Consider the following 15,757-nt stretch of genomic DNA (forward strand, 5'->3'; position numbering starts at 1 on the left):
GACTTGCCCAGCTTCGGGGCCTTCGTGGAACATCCCTAGGTCTTTCCAGAAATGTGACCTATTCTCGTTTTGACATTGCAGAGCCTTGGGATCATCGAAAACGGACGACTAATGAGGGCCAGCCATGGAAAACGATGACGAGCGTTTGCGAGTGGCGATTCAGCGATATTTGAATGAGGAAAAGAAGTACGACCTCAGATTCCCTTATAACGATGACGCTGTTACCCGAGATTTCCTGGAGAACCTGAGGAACCGACCTGAGGAACAGTCCGCTCCGCTACGAGAGCTCGTCAATGAAGCGGAGACCGAAATACGTTTGTTCATCGGCGTTCGGTCTAACTTCATGTCGATGCTCGCCCATTTGAAAATGACATGGGAGCAACTGGGACAAGCAGCGGTCATTCGTGTCATCGAGGAAGCGCTCAAAGTGGGCAAGCCCGCGCCAGCGGGCTTAACCCCTCTGGAAGCCCTCAGATACTATCTCTCCGACCTGAAACAGACCCATGCAAATACGCAGGATGCAGGCGCTGACGTCACCGCGCGCTTGCACGAAACTGTCGAAGAGCTAATAGCGGCCCTGGACGGCGCCACCGGCATTATTGCCATGAGGCTCGCAACGCTTGAGACATTTCGACGAGCCCATCTGCTCAGCTCCTGGGATCAGTTACGGGCGCGACTCGATGAAACTGTCGAAGACGAGATACGCGACGCGTTCACTGAAGAAACGGTCAAGCGCGTCGCCGAAATACTTCTCAAACATGGCCTCGATGCTGGTGATGTCTTCGTGCCGGGCGTAAAGCTGATAGTGAAGCTGGTATTGGTCTACTACAAATTCACCAACCCCCCGGAGAAGTACAAGAATGTTGGCGGAGCCGATATTCTCCTGAGCCTGTTGGGAGCTTTGCGCAAAGAAAAAGAGGTTTTCGGTCAGTTCGAAAAGCAGCTATCGACGACCTTCAAGAAGTTTATGGCGATTCACGAAGAGATTCTGGGGAGTCCTTGAAGCTGCCTTGACTCCCGTTCACCACACGTGCGAGCTTCATGCAGACACGAGGTGCTCGTGAGTCTCGCTGTCAGAAGCGACCGGTCGAACACGAAACCCATAGCTCAGAACTTCACCTTCACCTGAAACCCCACCGTAAACGGCAGATTGTCCGATGGAATCGGCGGGATCACGATGAAGTTCGCGCCGACGCGCTTGTATTCGACCATGACGATCGGCGCGACCACTGGACCGATCGTATGGTTGCTCCCTAAGCCCCAGTTGCCGTAGTTATAGCCTGAGATGATCCCGGCGATCGCCGCGATCCGCACGATGCCCCAGTGCGCGAACTCCGGCGCCCAGACACCGCCGCCATAGTACGAAGGCCGGCGCAGCGAGTTGCGAAAGCCCCCGGCGGTCAGCGCCCATTGATTGTTGAGCCAGCATTCGACGCCAAGGCCGGGGTTGAACTGTTCGAAATCGGTATTCGGATCGGGGTTGATGTGATACGAGCCGAGCATGGCATCGACCCACACGCCGCCCTCGCACCAGTTGCCTGCCTGCGCGGCCGAGGCCGCCGCCAGGCTCGCGACGAGCGCCACTGCAGTACGTCGGATGTTCTTCTTGATCTGCCGAAAGTCCATATGCTCTCCGCCACCGGTCGAGCGCCGATGTCTTCTATGTTCTGGCTATGAGTGTGCCGCCCGTCGCGCACTGTACCTCAACCCGCACACGCGATGTTGAGGATGCGCTCGGGCACTCGGGCACAACACCTGCACGTGCCCAAAGCCGCAACGATAACGGAGAACCGATGGCAAAGCGGTGAATGCGCGCGCATCCACCGGCCATTTTTGACGAAAGTCTAAAGACCGAGGTCCGACAGGCCCGGATGATCGTCGGGACGGCGGCCAAGCGGCCAGTGATACAGGCGGTCGGCTTCGCGGATCGGCAGATCGTTGATGCTGGCGTGACGGCGCGCCATCAGCCCATGTTCGTCGAACTCCCAATTCTCGTTGCCGTACGAGCGAAACCAGTTGTTCGAATCGTCGTGCCACTCGTACGCGAAACGCACGGCGATGCGGTTCTCGGTGAATGCCCACGGTTCCTTGATCAGCCGGTAGTCGAGCTCCTTCGCCCACTTGCGGCGCAGCAGGCCGACGATCTCCGCGCGGCCATGCACGAATTCGGCACGGTTGCGCCAGATGCTGTCCGGTGTGTATGCGAGCGACACGCGCTCGGGGTCGCGGGTGTTCCAGCCGTCTTCCGCGGCGCGCACTTTCTGGATTGCGGTTTCGCGTGTGAACGGCGGCAGCGGCGGGCGGGTTTCGATCGTGTCGGCCATGATGGTTCCTCAGTCAGGTTGCGGTGCGCCGGGGTGGCGGTCGCTTGTTTGCGGAAGCGTGGGTGGGCTTGCTTATGGTCTTGCTTGTTGTCTTGCTTGCCGAAGTGGTTGTGGCGTTGCTCGTGGATGCGCCTCGCTCGCTGGCGAACGAAGTCTCGGCGTCGAGCAAGACCCGCGCTGCGGTCTGCGCTTCGAGGGCGGCATCGACTTCGCCGCTCACCAACGCGACGGCGATTGCGCCATCGAGCAGAATCAGCCATTGGCGCGACAAACGCGCGGCGCGGCGCGCATCCATGTCCGACTCCGCCGCGAACGCATCGCACTGGCTGCGTACGAAATCGAGCAGGCGTTCCTTGTGTTTGCGCGCGACGATCCGGATCGGGTCGTCCGCCGAGGCAATCTCGCCGGCCGCGTTCAAAAAGGCGCAGCCGTGAAAATCTTCCGACGCGAACCATTCGCGCAGTACCTCGAACATGCCGAGCAGACGCTTGCGTGCAGTCTTGCCACGCCGCTGCGTGCCCGCGATAAACCAGTTCATCCAGCGTTCGTCGCGCCGTTCGAGCGCAGCCGCCACCAGCGCGTCTTTCGATTCGAAATGGGTGTAGAAGCTTTTGCGCGCGGTGCCGGACTGCTTGACGATCGCGTCCACGCCGGTTGCGTGGATGCCGCCGGCGTAGATCAACGCTTCGGCGGCGGCCAGCAGACGCTCGCGCGCGCTGCCGGACGCCGCGGCTTCAGTGATAGTTTCGGTGGCCATGGACATAAGGTAGAACGATCATTCTCCTTCGTCAAGTTTTTCGTGCGTTTCGGCGGATGGGTGCGCTTGCTGCTATCGTGATGACCATCGGTCAACTGGAACGAATTTCATGAGCCCCTCATCTGTCCGCGTCACGCTGGCGCGCGCGCTGCTAGGCGCAACCCTACTCACCGCGATGGCCTGCACGCCGGTGCAGGTGCTCACTCATTCGGTCAGCCAGAACGAAGCGCGCGTGCCGGCCGGCCGCTACGAGATAGACCCCGACCATTGCAGCATCACCTTTGACATCGATCACTTCAAATACTCGCGCTTTACGATGCGCTTCGATCGCAAGCAGGGGCAGCTCGACTGGAACGAGGGCGGTCTCGATCGGAGCACGGCGTCGGTCACGATCGACGCTGCCAGCATCGATACGAATGTGCCGCTGCTCGACAAAATGGTGAAGAGCGCGAGCATGCTCGACGTGTCGCGCTATCCGGAGATTCGCTTCGTGAGCACGCGGTTCGATCGCACCGGCGAATCGCGCGGCACGTTGACCGGCGATCTGACGATTCGCGGCGTCACGCAACCGGTGACGCTCGATGTCACGTTCAACGGCTTCGCGCCCGATCCGCTGACGAAGAAAGACACGCTAGGTTTTTCGGCGGACGGTCGCTTCAGCCGCGCGAAGTTCGGTTTGTCGACGTGGTATCCCGCCGTCGGCGACGAGATTCATGTGCGTATTCAGGCGGAGTTCGTGAAAACGCCCGCAGGCGGGTGAACACAGTGCGGGCGTGGGGGGTGGGCGTGATGTCGGGTGCAAGCGCGTTAGCTCACGCAGCAGTCCAGTCCAAGATCACCTTGCCGCTCTCGCCGGAAAGCATCGTGGCAAATGCTTGCTGATAATCATCGACCTTGAAATGGTGCGTGAGGATCGGCGACAGATCCAGCCCGCTTTGCAGCATCGCGACCATCTTGTACCAGGTCTCGAACATTTCGCGCCCATAAATGCCCTTGATTTCGAGGCCTTTGAAGATCACCTGGGTCCAGTCGATCGCGGTCTGCGCAGGCGGAATGCCGAGCAATGCAATCTTGCCGCCGTGATTCATCGCTTCGAGCATGCTGGTGAACGCGCTCGGCACGCCGGACATTTCCAGCCCGACATCGAAGCCTTCGGTCATGTGCAAGTCCGCCATCACGTCGCGCAACGATTCGCGCGACACGTTCACAGCGCGCGTCGCGCCCATCTTGCGCGCCAGGTCGAGGCGGTAATCGTTGACGTCGGTAATCACGACATTGCGCGCGCCGACGTGTTTCGCGATCGCCACCGCCATGATGCCGATCGGTCCGGCGCCCGTGATCAACACGTCTTCGCCAACCAGATTGAACGACAGCGCCGTATGCGTCGCGTTGCCGAAGGGATCGAAAATCGCCGCTAGATCGTCGGAGATCTCGGGCGGAATCTTGAACGCGTTGAACGCCGGAATCACCAGGTATTCAGCGAACGCGCCTTCCCGATTCACACCGACGCCCACCGTATTGCGGCACAAATGCCGGCGTCCCGCGCGGCAGTTGCGGCAGAAACCACAGGTGATGTGTCCTTCGCCCGACACGCGATCGCCGATCGCAAAGCCGCGCACTTCCTGACCCATCTCGACGATCTCGCCGACATATTCGTGGCCGACGTGCATCGGCACCGGAATGGTTTTTTGCGCCCAGTCGTCCCACTTCCAGATGTGAATATCGGTGCCGCAAATCGCGGTGCGGGTGATGCGGATCATCACGTCGTTATGACCGACTTCGGGCTTCTTGACGTCGGTGAGCGTGAGGCCCGGCGCGCGTTCGATTTTTGCCAATGCTTTCATGTGCGCCTCTGTTTCAGATAACACCCAGTTCACGGCCGACACGCGCGAATGCATCGACGGCCCGGTCGATCTGTTCGGGCGTATGCGCGGCACTCATTTGCGTGCGGATGCGAGCGCGGCCCTTGGGCACCACCGGGAACGAGAAGCCGATCACGTAGACGCCTTCCTTCAACAGCGCGTCCGCCATTTTCGAAGCGAGTTGCGCGTCGCCGAGCATCACGGGGATGATCGGATGTTCACCCGGCACGAGCGTGAAGCCGAGCGCGCTCATCTTGCTGCGGAAGTGCGCGCCGTTTTCGCGCACACGTGCGCGCAATTGCGCGCCTTCATCGCTCGCCAGCAGTTCGAGCACTTTGAGCGACGCGGCGGCAATGCTCGGCGTCAGCGTGTTCGAAAACAGATAGGGACGCGAGCGCTGCCGCAACAACTCGACGATCTCCTTGCGCGCCGCGACGTAGCCGCCCGATGCGCCGCCTAACGCTTTGCCGAGCGTGCCGGTAATGATGTCGACGCGCGACAGCACCCCGCAACGCTCCGGCGTGCCGCGCCCGTGTTCGCCGACAAAGCCCACCGCATGCGAATCGTCGACCATCACCAGTGCGCCGTAGCGGTCGGCCAGATCGCAGATACCGGCGAGGTCGGCGATGATGCCGTCCATCGAGAACACGCCATCGGTCGCGATCAGCTTGAAGCGCGCACCGGCGGCATCCGCTTCTTTCAGGCGCGCTTCGAGATCGCCGAGGTCGTTGTTCTTATAGCGGAAGCGCTTGGCCTTCGAGAGCCGCACGCCGTCGATAATGCTCGCGTGATTCAGCTCGTCGCTGATGATCGCGTCGTTTTCGTCGAGCAGCGTTTCGAACAGGCCACCGTTCGCATCGAAACAGCTCGAGTAGAGAATGCAGTCGTCGGTTTGCAGGAACGCGGCGAGCGCACGTTCGAGTTCCTTGTGGACGGTTTGCGTGCCGCAAATGAAACGCACCGACGCCATGCCGAAGCCGTCGTTGTCCAGACCTTGCTTCGCGGCCTCGATCAGCCGGGCGTCGTCGGCGAGGCCGAGGTAGTTGTTCGCGCAGAAGTTCAGCACGGCCGTGCCGTTGGCGAGACGCACGTCGGCCGACTGCGGGCTCGCGATCACCCGCTCGTTCTTGTAAAAGCCGTCGGCGCGGATCTGTTCGAGGGTGCCGCGTACATGGGCGAGGTATTGGTCACGCATGAACCAGACTCCTGAATAGGTGATAGGGCCGCCGCATAAACGTCAGCGTCAACGTTCCAGCTCGGGCGACGGCGAGGCGGCCTGTTATAGTCGGCTGTCAGTTTTATCGGATTTTTTCGTTTTTCCGAACTAAAATCCGGTATATCGAACAACTCTAAACGATGGGTCAGGAAATGGCAAGTTCGGGTATCCGCCGCGTCGCGGCCAACGCGGCGCCTGCGTCAGGCGCGACTACGGTGCCGGCTAGCGCTGCGCCGCCGCGCGTCGGCGAGCAGATTCAGCGCCTGCGCGCGGAGCGGCGCATGACGCTCGACGATCTGTCGCGTGCGGCCGGCGTGTCGAAATCCATGCTATCGGAAATCGAGCGCGACAAGGCCAATCCGACGATCGCGGTCGCCTGGCGTCTGACCAATGCACTGGGCGTTAGTCTCGACTCGCTGTTCGCGCCGCCGAAGGCGCCCGAAGCGATCGCTGTGTCCGGGCCGCACGACATTCCCACGCTGAGCGGGCACGAGGCCAAATACCAGTTGCGAGTGTGGGGGCCGATCGAGCTGGCCGGCAAGTTCGAATGGTATGAATTGACGCTGCAGCCGGGCGGAGCGCTGGTGTCGAACGCGCATGAACCGGGCACGCGCGAGCATCTGACCGTGCTGCATGGATCGGTTGAAATCGAGGCGGCCGGCGCGACGAAACGGCTCAAGGCCGCGGACACCGCCCGCTATGTCGCCGACGAACCGCACGCGATCCGCAACGCCGGGAAGGGTGAGGCGAAAGCGTTGCTGGTGGTGATTCACGGCTGACGCCGGGCTCGTCGGCCTCGTCGGTCGGGCGCATCGTGGCTAGTTGTTGGCTGAATTAGCCATTCAGCCGAGGTTGCGCCAGACACTGTGTATTTGTACAGTATAGGGTGTCGATTGGAGCCGAAAATGAACAACCTGAAAGCCGATCCTACCGATCAAGCTCTGGCCGCGCTGCGCTATCAAACCGCGGCGCGCGATCTCGAACATATCGTGCGCAATATCGCCGCGCGCTACATCGTGCAGCAGGTGCCGCTCACATGGCGCCTGCTGCACGCAATCGAAGCCGAGGCGCTGGCGGACCTCGGGTTTGCCAGCCGGCACGACGCATTGATGCTGGGCCTGTTTCAGCGTCCGTCCGACCTGCCTTATCCGGAGACGGATGAAGCCGTGGATTTCGGCACGTCCACTGCGCTACCGGCGGTGTTCGCGTTCGCCGTCAGTGCTTATGAGGAAGCTGCGCGCCGCGCCGCTCAGCCTGCGTCGGAACGCCCGGGTTTGAAGCGCGCTCGGCCTTGGGGCGGCTGAAAGCTGTATTTTCGTCGGTTGCCGCCTACAATAGCCGCAACTAACGGAAGGATAGCTTATGTCACCTCCTCATCTGTCCGACCCGGTTGCCCGTCCTGCGCCGTCGACCGATCTCTTCGATCAGCAACGTGAGGACTGGCGTCGCGATCCGCAAATCGCTTTCGACGCGTGGCTGGCCAGACAGCATTTCAGACGTTCTTCCGCTGACGTCTACCGGGCGCAGTGGGGGCTTTTCCTCGACTGGCTCAGTGCGCGTCAGAAAAGTCTCGTCACGGTCGACATGCACGCGATCGCCGAATTCGCCGCCGGGCTCGAGATCCGAAAACCGCAGCGGATCAGGTATTTGCGGCTGATCGAACGGGTGTTGGATCATGTGCGCGAAATTGAATCCGCGGCGACCAACCCGGCACGCTTCATTGCTCAGGATGGCGAAGCAGCGTGGCGGAACGCGCGCGACAATGAGCCGACAGGCTTTCTCACCCATGCCGAACGAACCGCGCTGATCGCGCAGCTCTTTTCTCCATTACCGGTTTTGTCGGCGGCGCAGCGTTGGCGAGAGCGGCGCGACCGCGCGTTGATCGCCGTGTTTCTCGGCGGCGGTTTGAAAACGGGCGAGGCGGCAGCGCTCACGGTTAGTTGCGTGAATGCCGGGTCACCCTGGGTGACGATCGAGTCCGCGAATCCGCTGCTGACGCGTCGGACCCGGCTCGCTCCGTTCGCGACAGCCATTCTCGATGCCTGGCTTGCCGAACGACGTCTCGCGGAGCTCGCCGGCAATCTGGTGTTCCCGGCGTCGCCCTCCGGGCGGCCGATGCACAAAGCCACCATGCTGCGCGCGGTCGACGCGTTGGTCGACGGTGCCGGGATTGCCACGTCGCGAAAGTCTCGCGCGAGTCCACAAACATTGCGCAACACTTTTGCTGCGGATCTATTCGAGAGCGGGGTGGAGGCAGAACTGGTCGGGCAATGGCTGGGATTTGTGCAAGCCGTGTCCGCGAACCGTTTGTATCGCGCCTGGCAAAAGTGGATGGATCAACAAGAATCGCCCGCCGCCGATGTGCCGGATCCGGCTGCGCCGCCGTTGCACGCGCCCAGAAGCGACGGGCGTTTGACGAGGAAACCGGGAGCGGGCGAGCCCTGAAAGGCCTCACCTTTTGGGTCCCGAATTTCCTCACCTTTAACGTTTTATCCGCTAGCGCACCGTGTCGAATTGCCGGACCGCAGCCGCGGCCGTGTCGCTCGACAGAAACCGGCTGACCGCCGCCAGCCTTGATGCGCCGAGTCCCGACGTGTGGTCGCACTCTGGGCAGAGCAATTCAAAGCGGTGATCGACTTGCGACAACTCCGGCTCACCTTCGTCACATTTTGGGCAGCGGAGCGGGAGCGAGACATGCCCGTCCGCCGCGGTGCCGACCGCATTCAATTCGTCGCTCGTGAGCCGGCCCGCTTCAACCAGCGAGCAAAGCAGACTGGCAATCGCCGGGTCAATGCCTTGCTGGGTGCGCAACACGGCGACTTCTTTCGTCAACGCATCCACTTCGTCCGATTGCTCGCGCAGTTGCGCGTCGAGCCGGTCGCCGCGCGCCTTGGCTGCGGCAATCTGCTGGATGAAGTCAAATTCCTTGCGACTTGCGTCGCGCACGCCGGATTGGTACGTCGCCGCCATGCTGCGCAACGAGTCGAGTTCGACGAGCATCGGCTTGACGCGCCGTTCGGCTTCCGCAACCGCGTCTTTTATCTGCTGCGCATAGTGTTCCGTGCTTTGACGCAACTCGACGTGCAATGCGTCGATCCGGTCGCGCAGTGTTGCATTGGTTGCAAGCTCGGCGTCCAGACGCTGACGGAGCGCTTCGTTTTCGTGATCGAGCCGTCGCACCGTTGCCTGCAAGCCTTCCTGGTGGACGTTTCCATGCGTGGTGGCGCTGGATAGCTCGGTTTCCAGCGCTCGAACCCGTTCCCACGCGGCTTCGGCGCGTTGTTCGCTGCGCTTGACTGCCTCGTCCGAGGCGTCACGGCGAATTTCCGCGTCTCGTGCGAGTTGCTCGGCGGCGGCGATTTGGACGCGGATTTCCTCGCGCTCGCCGTCGAGCGTAGTTCGCGCATGCGCAACGGCTTCTTCAAACAACGCGCCCAGCAGTTCGCCAGCGCGATCTTCCAATGCCTTGGGGATCGCGCCCGCACCGACTTTTACGCGCGACACGTTGCGGATGCGTTCCCAGAAATGGTCGATGTCCTTCGGAATATCGCTCGCGCTGCCGGTCTGCGTCAGATCCCGAACTGCTGCCATGGATGGGCGGACACCCAGATCGAAAAACAGCCGCTTGCACGCATGGAGCGATAAATCCTGCCGCCGTGCCCCTTGAGTACGCATGGCCTCAAGCTCACTACGAATGGCTTGTCGTTCCTGGTCCAGATTCATATCAACCTCGATGTCGCTCGAATTGGATGGATCATAACAATTTACGTAGCGTTTGCTACCTATTTGTTCGTGTCACGGGGATATCGTGGAATTGGCGAGTTTTTGCGTGTCGGAGGTGTCGGTCCTCTCGCATTCGTTGATATTTTCCGTGAAACAAAGCGAAGAATAGCTAATAAGTTCTTGTAAAGAAAGAGTTTTTGATCGTCATTTGGAAATTGTGGACTGTTTCACGGGCATTCGATGATGTCGATGATGGGTGGAAGTCGTTGTCCGGAGGACTCGCGGGGCGAATGCTAGAGAGTAATAAAAGTAAACACCCTTGAACCCATGTTAAAAACGTTAACGCCACGGCAAATCTTTACCTGGCGGGGCTTTCAGGCTGGGAAGGTGAAGCTTTGCGGGAGACGTGGTGAGATCTTGCGGGAAGCTGGAGTGATGAGGTTCGGGGGCCGCGGTGAGCGGGTCCGGGACAGAACGTGAGCGGGTTCAGGAGACCCCGTAAACATCCGGTTTGGCCAAAGGTGAGATTTTGCGGGAGCTCGTGGCTGTGAATCGCCCTGCAGTGCTTGAAAGTCCATTCCGGTGGCGGACGAACCAAAGGTGAGCGCTTTCGGGATGCTCCACGCCCCCGATTTTCGGGCCTGTTTTGATGCGGTAAACCCCTTTGGTGAGCCAAGTCAGGAGAGAACGCGAGCCGAAGGTGAGATTTTACGGGGCCGAACGGGTATTTCTGCCTGATTTCTGGGCATTCGGGCGCCAAAGGTGAGCGTTTGCGGGATGCCCCGCCGCGCTCTGGTTAGCAATGCGCGGGCGATATCGACGAGCTGATGGACCCCTCGGACATATAGGTGAGGAAATTCGGGAACCGGCGTCGAGGCCTGTCTGCTCGTTTGCCGGATCGGCCGGTTTTGGTCAAAGGTGAGGCTTTTCGGGAGAGTGGGAAGCGCCTTGTAGGCGTAAAGGTGAGGAAATACGGGACCAAAAAGGCTTCCGTTGCCCGGAAAGGCCCAACAGATGCTGTCGCGACAATGGCTGCATTGCGGCGCCAGGTTTCTATTGGTGAGGTTTTTCGGGACCTTTGGAGATGGCAATCCGAACTGCCCCTTCCATCAGAGAACGTTTAAAGGTGAGAGAAAACGGGAGCGGACGACGCGGCGCTGCGAACAGTCAGTATCTAACTCATTGAAATTAATGAAATATTCTCGTGCTTTGTGCAACGGTGAGGTTTTTCGGGAGGTGGTGGTTAAGGCCGTCATCGCCTGCTGGGACATACAAAGGTGAGGCTTTTCGGGAGAATTTTTCACTAGATAAAAGGGACAACGCCTCGGAAGCCCGCGTCGTTCCAAGTCGTCGGTCACAGTAAAGGTGAGCTTTTTCAGGGGACGTTGGGAGGGCTGCAGGTCAGTGGCTGCTAAAAGGCATTGTCGAGCAGGTGCAATCACCAGTGCGATCAGGCAGTCTGCAGTTGAGTCGTTATGCATTCCCCATAACGTCGTTGCATCCATCAGTCGGCAGCACCGCGTTTCAGTAGCTCACTGTTGTGCGAATCGGGCGCGGAGGCATGGCACAAGGACTTGCGGCATCTTGCTGGGCCAATTGCACGGGCCAAACCGGCTCCCTGTGAGATCCTTTGCGCTTTCATCCCAGCGAACGCGCCAGCGGTTTCGTCGATGCGGCGCGTGCCAATCTGAAATCCTCTCGCAGGGATCAGCGCTTCCGCCGCGACTTCTCCCCTCCCCCACCGACGAAACTGTGCGCAGCGCTTTCACGAATCGTTTCGCAGCGACCGCCTTTCCCCGAGGCCGCATTGCGGCAGGAATTCGCAAAAAATTTTTACGGTGAGAAGATTCGGGATCGAGTGGTCCCCGTTCGCGTGCGCTGGAGAAAAGCCGAAATTTGCGGAGGCCGCGACCTGCAAGGACGGCCCGAATCTGCACAAAACGGTTGAGGTGAGGGTTTTCGGGAGTTGCTCGAGGTGAGTCACGCTTCGTAAACTCGCTTCACCGGCAACGGTGAGACGCACGCTATAGACGCGTATCACCACAGCCGGTATGCTCTCGCCAAATCTCTCCTGGACCAGACGCATGGCCACGAAGCGCGCGAAGAAGACCGATGTAGTCAGCCCAAGCTCGGCCGAATTGCGCAAGGCCGTAGAGGCGATCGCCATCCAGCCGAAGAGCGGCAAAATCACGCTGCTCACCCGCAAGCTGTTCAACGTGCTTCTCGCCGTCGCCCAGCAGGCCGACGAAGCAGGTGACACGTATCGGGCCTTGCTGTCCGACATCGTCGCCAATTCCGCTTTCGATTCCAACGACACTGCGCTCGTCAAGGAGCACTTGCGGCGCATGGTGTCGGTACAGGTCGAATGGAGCACCGGCACGTCCAGCCAGAAGCCGGGTCGCAAGTGGGGCATTTCCACGTTGATCGCCGACGCGGAAATTCTGGAAGACCCCACGACCCGCCGCGTCTGGGTCGAATTCTCGTTTGCGCCGAAGATCAAGAAGAAGCTGCTCGACCCGGTTCAGTATGCGCGTCTGAGCCTCCAATTCCAGAGCCAGTTGCGCAGCAGCGCGGGCCTTGCGTTGTACGAGATTTGCGTGCGCTATCTGACTAACCCGAGTCATCTGACGATGCGTGAGACGTGGGAATGGTGGCGCCCTATTCTGTCGGGTACGCCAGACACGGAAGCGGGCGACGAGGCGAAGCGCGAATATAAGTACTTCAAGCGCGATTACCTGCGCCCGGCGATCGCCGAAGTCAACGCGGTCACCAATATCTTCGTCGAATTGATCGAGCATCGCGAAGGGCGGCGTGTTGCGGAAATCCAGTTTCGTGTGACCGAGCGCAAGCAACCCATGCTCGCACTCGACGAGCATCCGAACGTGTTCGACAGCACCCTGGTCGATCGGATGGTGAAGATCGGCATTCCGTTGAAAGAAGCGCAAACGCTGTATGCCGACAGTGAAGAAAACCGTATTCGCGCCGCTTTGCAGATGACCGAGCAACGTATGCGGAGCACGTCGTTGCCGCCTGTGCGCAGTGCGCCCGCGCTGTTCAAGGATGCGTTGAAGAAAGGCTACGCGCCGCCCGTCGAAGCGTTGCCGTCAGGTGGCGGCGGCAAAGCCGCGGTCGCGGCGCCCGCCGACGACCTCAAGGCGCGATTGCTCGACGAGTACTCGGCGCATCGTCGCAAGGAAGCGTACGAGTTGTACAACGAACAAGGTGAGTCTGAGCGGGAAATCGCGCGGCAATCGTTCGAGGAAGATCAGTTGCCGGCGCTCGGCACACACATGCGGGACGACTGGCGTCGTCGTGGGCTGGATTCGAAGATTGTCGAAACGGCATTTTTCGACTGGCTGGCGCGTAAGACCTGGGGCGAGCCGACCGATGGCGACCTGCTCGCTTTCACGCTGAGCCAATCGCGCGCCGCTTGATTGATCGGTTAGTTTGGTGGGCTCGGTACGTTCACTGAGCGGCGGCCGCAACCGCGTGCCGCCTTACGCTGTCGCCTTGCTACTGTTCCCTCTTACTTCAGCATCTTCTCAATCTGTCGCAGGATGTCGTCACGCTTCTCGCGCGTGAGGCCCTTCAAACGCAGTTCGATTCGATCATCCCCGTACGATTTGAGATCGCCGACCGGCATACCGTCGAGTTTGATTTCCAGTCGCTGCGCGTAGCGCTGCCGGCCTGCAGGTTTGACGCTTTCCTGCGCGTTCGCTCTTCCCTTGACGATGTCCGCGACTTGCCGTGTGCTCAAATCGTCAGAGAGGATTTTGTTGATCAGGCGCAGCGTGGCGTCGGCACCCCGGGCGGTGTGATAGCGACCCACGTGATACGCCATGTTTGAGCCGAAGCGGTCCGGGCGCGCGACCATTTCGTGCATGACCGCCTCGGGCAACTTCGCGATGGACAGAGCGACCGCAACGGTCGATTCGTCCAGGCCGAGATGTTCGGCAAGCTCCTTCTGGCTCTGAAAATGGCCATCGTCGAGAAAGCGTTTCCAGACCACCGCGTTGTCGAATACCGTCTGCGAATCGCGTTGGACGTTCAGGTCATAGCCGAGTTTGTAGCTCTGGATGCCGATCGGCAGATCGATGACGATCGCCTTCACCGATTCCTTGTTCGCTTCTTTCAGCGCTCGCACGCGTCGGCCACCGTCGCTGACGAAGTAGGTGCCGGCATTGTCGTAATCGGGAATGACGTGAATCGCCTGCTGCTGCCCCTGCTTTGCCAGATTGACCGCAAGCTCCGCGATCGACGCCTTCAGATAGAAGTGGCGGGGATTGAATGGGCTCGGCTTGATGCTCTTCAGCGGGAGTTCGATGACCTGGTTCGGCCGGTATCCATGCTCGATCCTCCACGCACGGTAGGCTGCCGATTCAGCGGCTGCGTCGGCGGTATCGGCTTGCGGGGCGTCCTGCTGCACGACAGCCGACATTGCGCGTCCTGCGGCTTCGCTACTCGTCGGGCTGTTCTTGACCAGGCCGTCGATGGCATTCAGACGGTCGAGAGCGGTTCGCTTTTCGCTACTTGCCGTATCAGGACGTGCTTGAAAGCCTTTGGCAAATTGGGAGGGTTTCATTCAGGGTCCTTTATGCGCATAAATTTCACGGGAGCAACGCTGCGATTTCGTTCGCGCATGCTCGTACTTCGATGGCGGCGAGTTTGGCGCCGCGGTCGTTCATCTGAAGCACCGTTTGTCCTAACGCCATTGCCTGCTTGTAGGCTTCGCGCGTCGGGATCTGGGTCTTAAGCAGAGGGAAGCCGAGTTCTTCCAAAGCACGCTTCAGTTCGCGCGTCAGCATCCGCTTCTCTTCTGTCTTGTTGAGCAGAAAGACTGCGCGCAGGTCTTCGTTCATCACCTGGGCTTGCTGCACCAGCTTGACCAAGCCGATGCTCGACCAATAGTCGGCCGGTGACGACGATGTCGGGATGACTGCGACGCTCGCCGCGAGCAAGACGACGCCAGAGACCTTTTCAGTGATGGACGGCGGGCAGTCGACGATGATGATGTCGTAGTCAGCCACGAACTTCTTGATCTCGCGATGGATCTGGCTGCCTGCTTCGGAGAGATTGACGACCGGGAAGGGGATGCCGGTGTCGCCGTCTGATGATGCACTGGCCCAGTGGATCAGTGTGTTTTGCCCGTCTGCGTCTACGACGAGGACGCGTTTGCCTTTCTCGTGAAACGCAGCGCCGAGATGCATCGCGATTGTGCTCTTCCCGACCCCGCCCTTCTGTTGTGTTACCGCGATGATTTCCGCTGCCAAATTTCACCTCCTCTTTTTAGACGCAAATGGATTTTACCTGGATGAATTCGCATTTCAATCGTTTTGTAGAAAACACGATAAGAATTAGCCATTCGGATAAGGTTTATGCGCATAAAGGTTGGGGGCGAGCGAAAGGGCGGCGATTTTAAGGCTGGTTCGGCGGAATAGGATGGCCGGACAAAGGTAATGTCCAACGGAGTAGCTGACGGGCCAGGATCGTTGCGGTATGTCCGTGCGCCCGCCCACCCCGACTCCGCTATTCGCGCGTCGTTACGACCAACAAGTAGGTGTCTCGAAGCGCTTCGACCAATAGAAGACGCGAGTGCGGTAACGGAAGGTGGCTGTTATGTTGGATGAGCGACCGGCTGGCTTTATGCGCATAAAGTTCTTGCTGCAGTCTGGCTTCGATTAGGGCCCGCTGCTCAATGGACTGATAGGGCACCTGTGCAGAACTCGGTTTTCGACCTTCGTGGGGTGACGTGCTGCGCAACGGCAACGGCAACGGCAACGGCAACGGCAACGGCAACGGCAACGGCAACGGCAACGGCGAAGGCAACGGCGAAGGCGAAGGCGAAGGCGAAGGCGAAGGCGAAGGCGAAGGCGAA

Annotated in this window: 15 protein-coding genes; 7 read left to right on the forward strand and 8 right to left on the reverse strand. The window is 60.1% G+C overall.

What is annotated here, in order from left to right; translation table 11 throughout:
- Nucleotides 1–124 precede the first annotated feature (124 nt).
- The gene (locus P0D89_RS27235) at nucleotides 125–1,003 is read left to right on the forward strand and encodes a hypothetical protein (protein WP_408377489.1); all 879 of its coding nucleotides are present in this window, start codon (nucleotides 125–127) and stop codon (nucleotides 1,001–1,003) included.
- Between the two features lie 104 nt (nucleotides 1,004–1,107).
- Here P0D89_RS27235 and P0D89_RS27240 read toward each other — a convergent pair whose 3' ends face one another.
- The 3 genes from P0D89_RS27240 to P0D89_RS27250 all read right to left on the reverse strand — a co-directional run bounded on the left by P0D89_RS27240 (nucleotide 1,108) and on the right by P0D89_RS27250 (nucleotide 3,081).
- The gene (locus P0D89_RS27240; RefSeq protein WP_408362442.1) at nucleotides 1,108–1,626 is read right to left on the reverse strand and encodes a hypothetical protein; all 519 of its coding nucleotides are present in this window, start codon (nucleotides 1,624–1,626) and stop codon (nucleotides 1,108–1,110) included.
- Between the two features lie 218 nt (nucleotides 1,627–1,844).
- Complete coding sequence (locus P0D89_RS27245; RefSeq protein ID WP_408362443.1) at nucleotides 1,845–2,324, reverse strand: nuclear transport factor 2 family protein; 480 nt, start codon at nucleotides 2,322–2,324, stop codon at nucleotides 1,845–1,847.
- Between the two features lie 13 nt (nucleotides 2,325–2,337).
- On the reverse strand, nucleotides 2,338–3,081 hold the full coding sequence (locus P0D89_RS27250) for a TetR/AcrR family transcriptional regulator (protein WP_408362444.1): 744 nt from the start codon (nucleotides 3,079–3,081) through the stop codon (nucleotides 2,338–2,340).
- Nucleotides 3,082–3,190: 109 nt separating this feature from the next.
- On the opposite strand from P0D89_RS27250, the gene P0D89_RS27255 reads away from it, so the two are divergent.
- Nucleotides 3,191–3,841, forward strand: coding sequence for a YceI family protein (locus P0D89_RS27255; RefSeq protein ID WP_408362445.1), 651 nt, complete (start codon nucleotides 3,191–3,193; stop codon nucleotides 3,839–3,841).
- A gap of 52 nt (nucleotides 3,842–3,893) precedes the next feature.
- Here P0D89_RS27255 and tdh read toward each other — a convergent pair whose 3' ends face one another.
- Both tdh and P0D89_RS27265 read right to left on the reverse strand, forming a co-directional pair.
- Entirely contained in the window at nucleotides 3,894–4,925 is a 1,032-nt protein-coding gene (tdh, locus tag P0D89_RS27260; protein ID WP_408362446.1) for an L-threonine 3-dehydrogenase, read from the reverse strand.
- A gap of 13 nt (nucleotides 4,926–4,938) precedes the next feature.
- Complete coding sequence (locus P0D89_RS27265; protein ID WP_408362447.1) at nucleotides 4,939–6,138, reverse strand: glycine C-acetyltransferase; 1,200 nt, start codon at nucleotides 6,136–6,138, stop codon at nucleotides 4,939–4,941.
- A 161-nt stretch (nucleotides 6,139–6,299) separates the two neighbouring features.
- On the opposite strand from P0D89_RS27265, the gene P0D89_RS27270 reads away from it, so the two are divergent.
- From P0D89_RS27270 to P0D89_RS27280, 3 genes are all read left to right on the forward strand, one after another.
- Entirely contained in the window at nucleotides 6,300–6,938 is a 639-nt protein-coding gene (locus P0D89_RS27270) for a helix-turn-helix domain-containing protein (RefSeq protein ID WP_408362448.1), read from the forward strand.
- 126 nt (nucleotides 6,939–7,064) lie between these two features.
- Complete coding sequence (locus tag P0D89_RS27275; protein WP_408362449.1) at nucleotides 7,065–7,463, forward strand: DUF2471 family protein; 399 nt, start codon at nucleotides 7,065–7,067, stop codon at nucleotides 7,461–7,463.
- A gap of 58 nt (nucleotides 7,464–7,521) precedes the next feature.
- The gene (locus P0D89_RS27280; protein ID WP_408362450.1) at nucleotides 7,522–8,604 is read left to right on the forward strand and encodes a tyrosine-type recombinase/integrase; all 1,083 of its coding nucleotides are present in this window, start codon (nucleotides 7,522–7,524) and stop codon (nucleotides 8,602–8,604) included.
- Nucleotides 8,605–8,655: 51 nt separating this feature from the next.
- Here P0D89_RS27280 and P0D89_RS27285 read toward each other — a convergent pair whose 3' ends face one another.
- On the reverse strand, nucleotides 8,656–9,882 hold the full coding sequence (locus P0D89_RS27285; RefSeq protein WP_408362451.1) for a DNA-binding protein: 1,227 nt from the start codon (nucleotides 9,880–9,882) through the stop codon (nucleotides 8,656–8,658).
- 1,630 nt (nucleotides 9,883–11,512) lie between these two features.
- Between P0D89_RS27285 and P0D89_RS27290 the strand changes: the two genes are divergently transcribed.
- Both P0D89_RS27290 and P0D89_RS27295 read left to right on the forward strand, forming a co-directional pair.
- Nucleotides 11,513–11,830 (forward strand): hypothetical protein, encoded by a 318-nt coding sequence (locus tag P0D89_RS27290; protein ID WP_408362452.1) that lies wholly within the window; start codon nucleotides 11,513–11,515, stop codon nucleotides 11,828–11,830.
- 136 nt (nucleotides 11,831–11,966) lie between these two features.
- Entirely contained in the window at nucleotides 11,967–13,316 is a 1,350-nt protein-coding gene (locus tag P0D89_RS27295; RefSeq protein ID WP_408362453.1) for a replication initiation protein, read from the forward strand.
- 92 nt (nucleotides 13,317–13,408) lie between these two features.
- Here P0D89_RS27295 and P0D89_RS27300 read toward each other — a convergent pair whose 3' ends face one another.
- Nucleotides 13,409–14,464: a ParB/RepB/Spo0J family partition protein gene (locus P0D89_RS27300; protein ID WP_408362454.1), complete on the reverse strand. Its 1,056-nt coding sequence runs from the start codon at nucleotides 14,462–14,464 to the stop codon at nucleotides 13,409–13,411.
- A 25-nt stretch (nucleotides 14,465–14,489) separates the two neighbouring features.
- Nucleotides 14,490–15,152, reverse strand: a complete 663-nt coding sequence (gene parA, locus P0D89_RS27305; protein ID WP_408362455.1) for a ParA family partition ATPase — start codon at nucleotides 15,150–15,152, stop codon at nucleotides 14,490–14,492.
- Nucleotides 15,153–15,757 lie beyond the last annotated feature (605 nt).

It is taken from the genome of Paraburkholderia sp. RL18-085-BIA-A (assembly GCF_046027075.1).
Classification (GTDB): domain Bacteria; phylum Pseudomonadota; class Gammaproteobacteria; order Burkholderiales; family Burkholderiaceae; genus Paraburkholderia.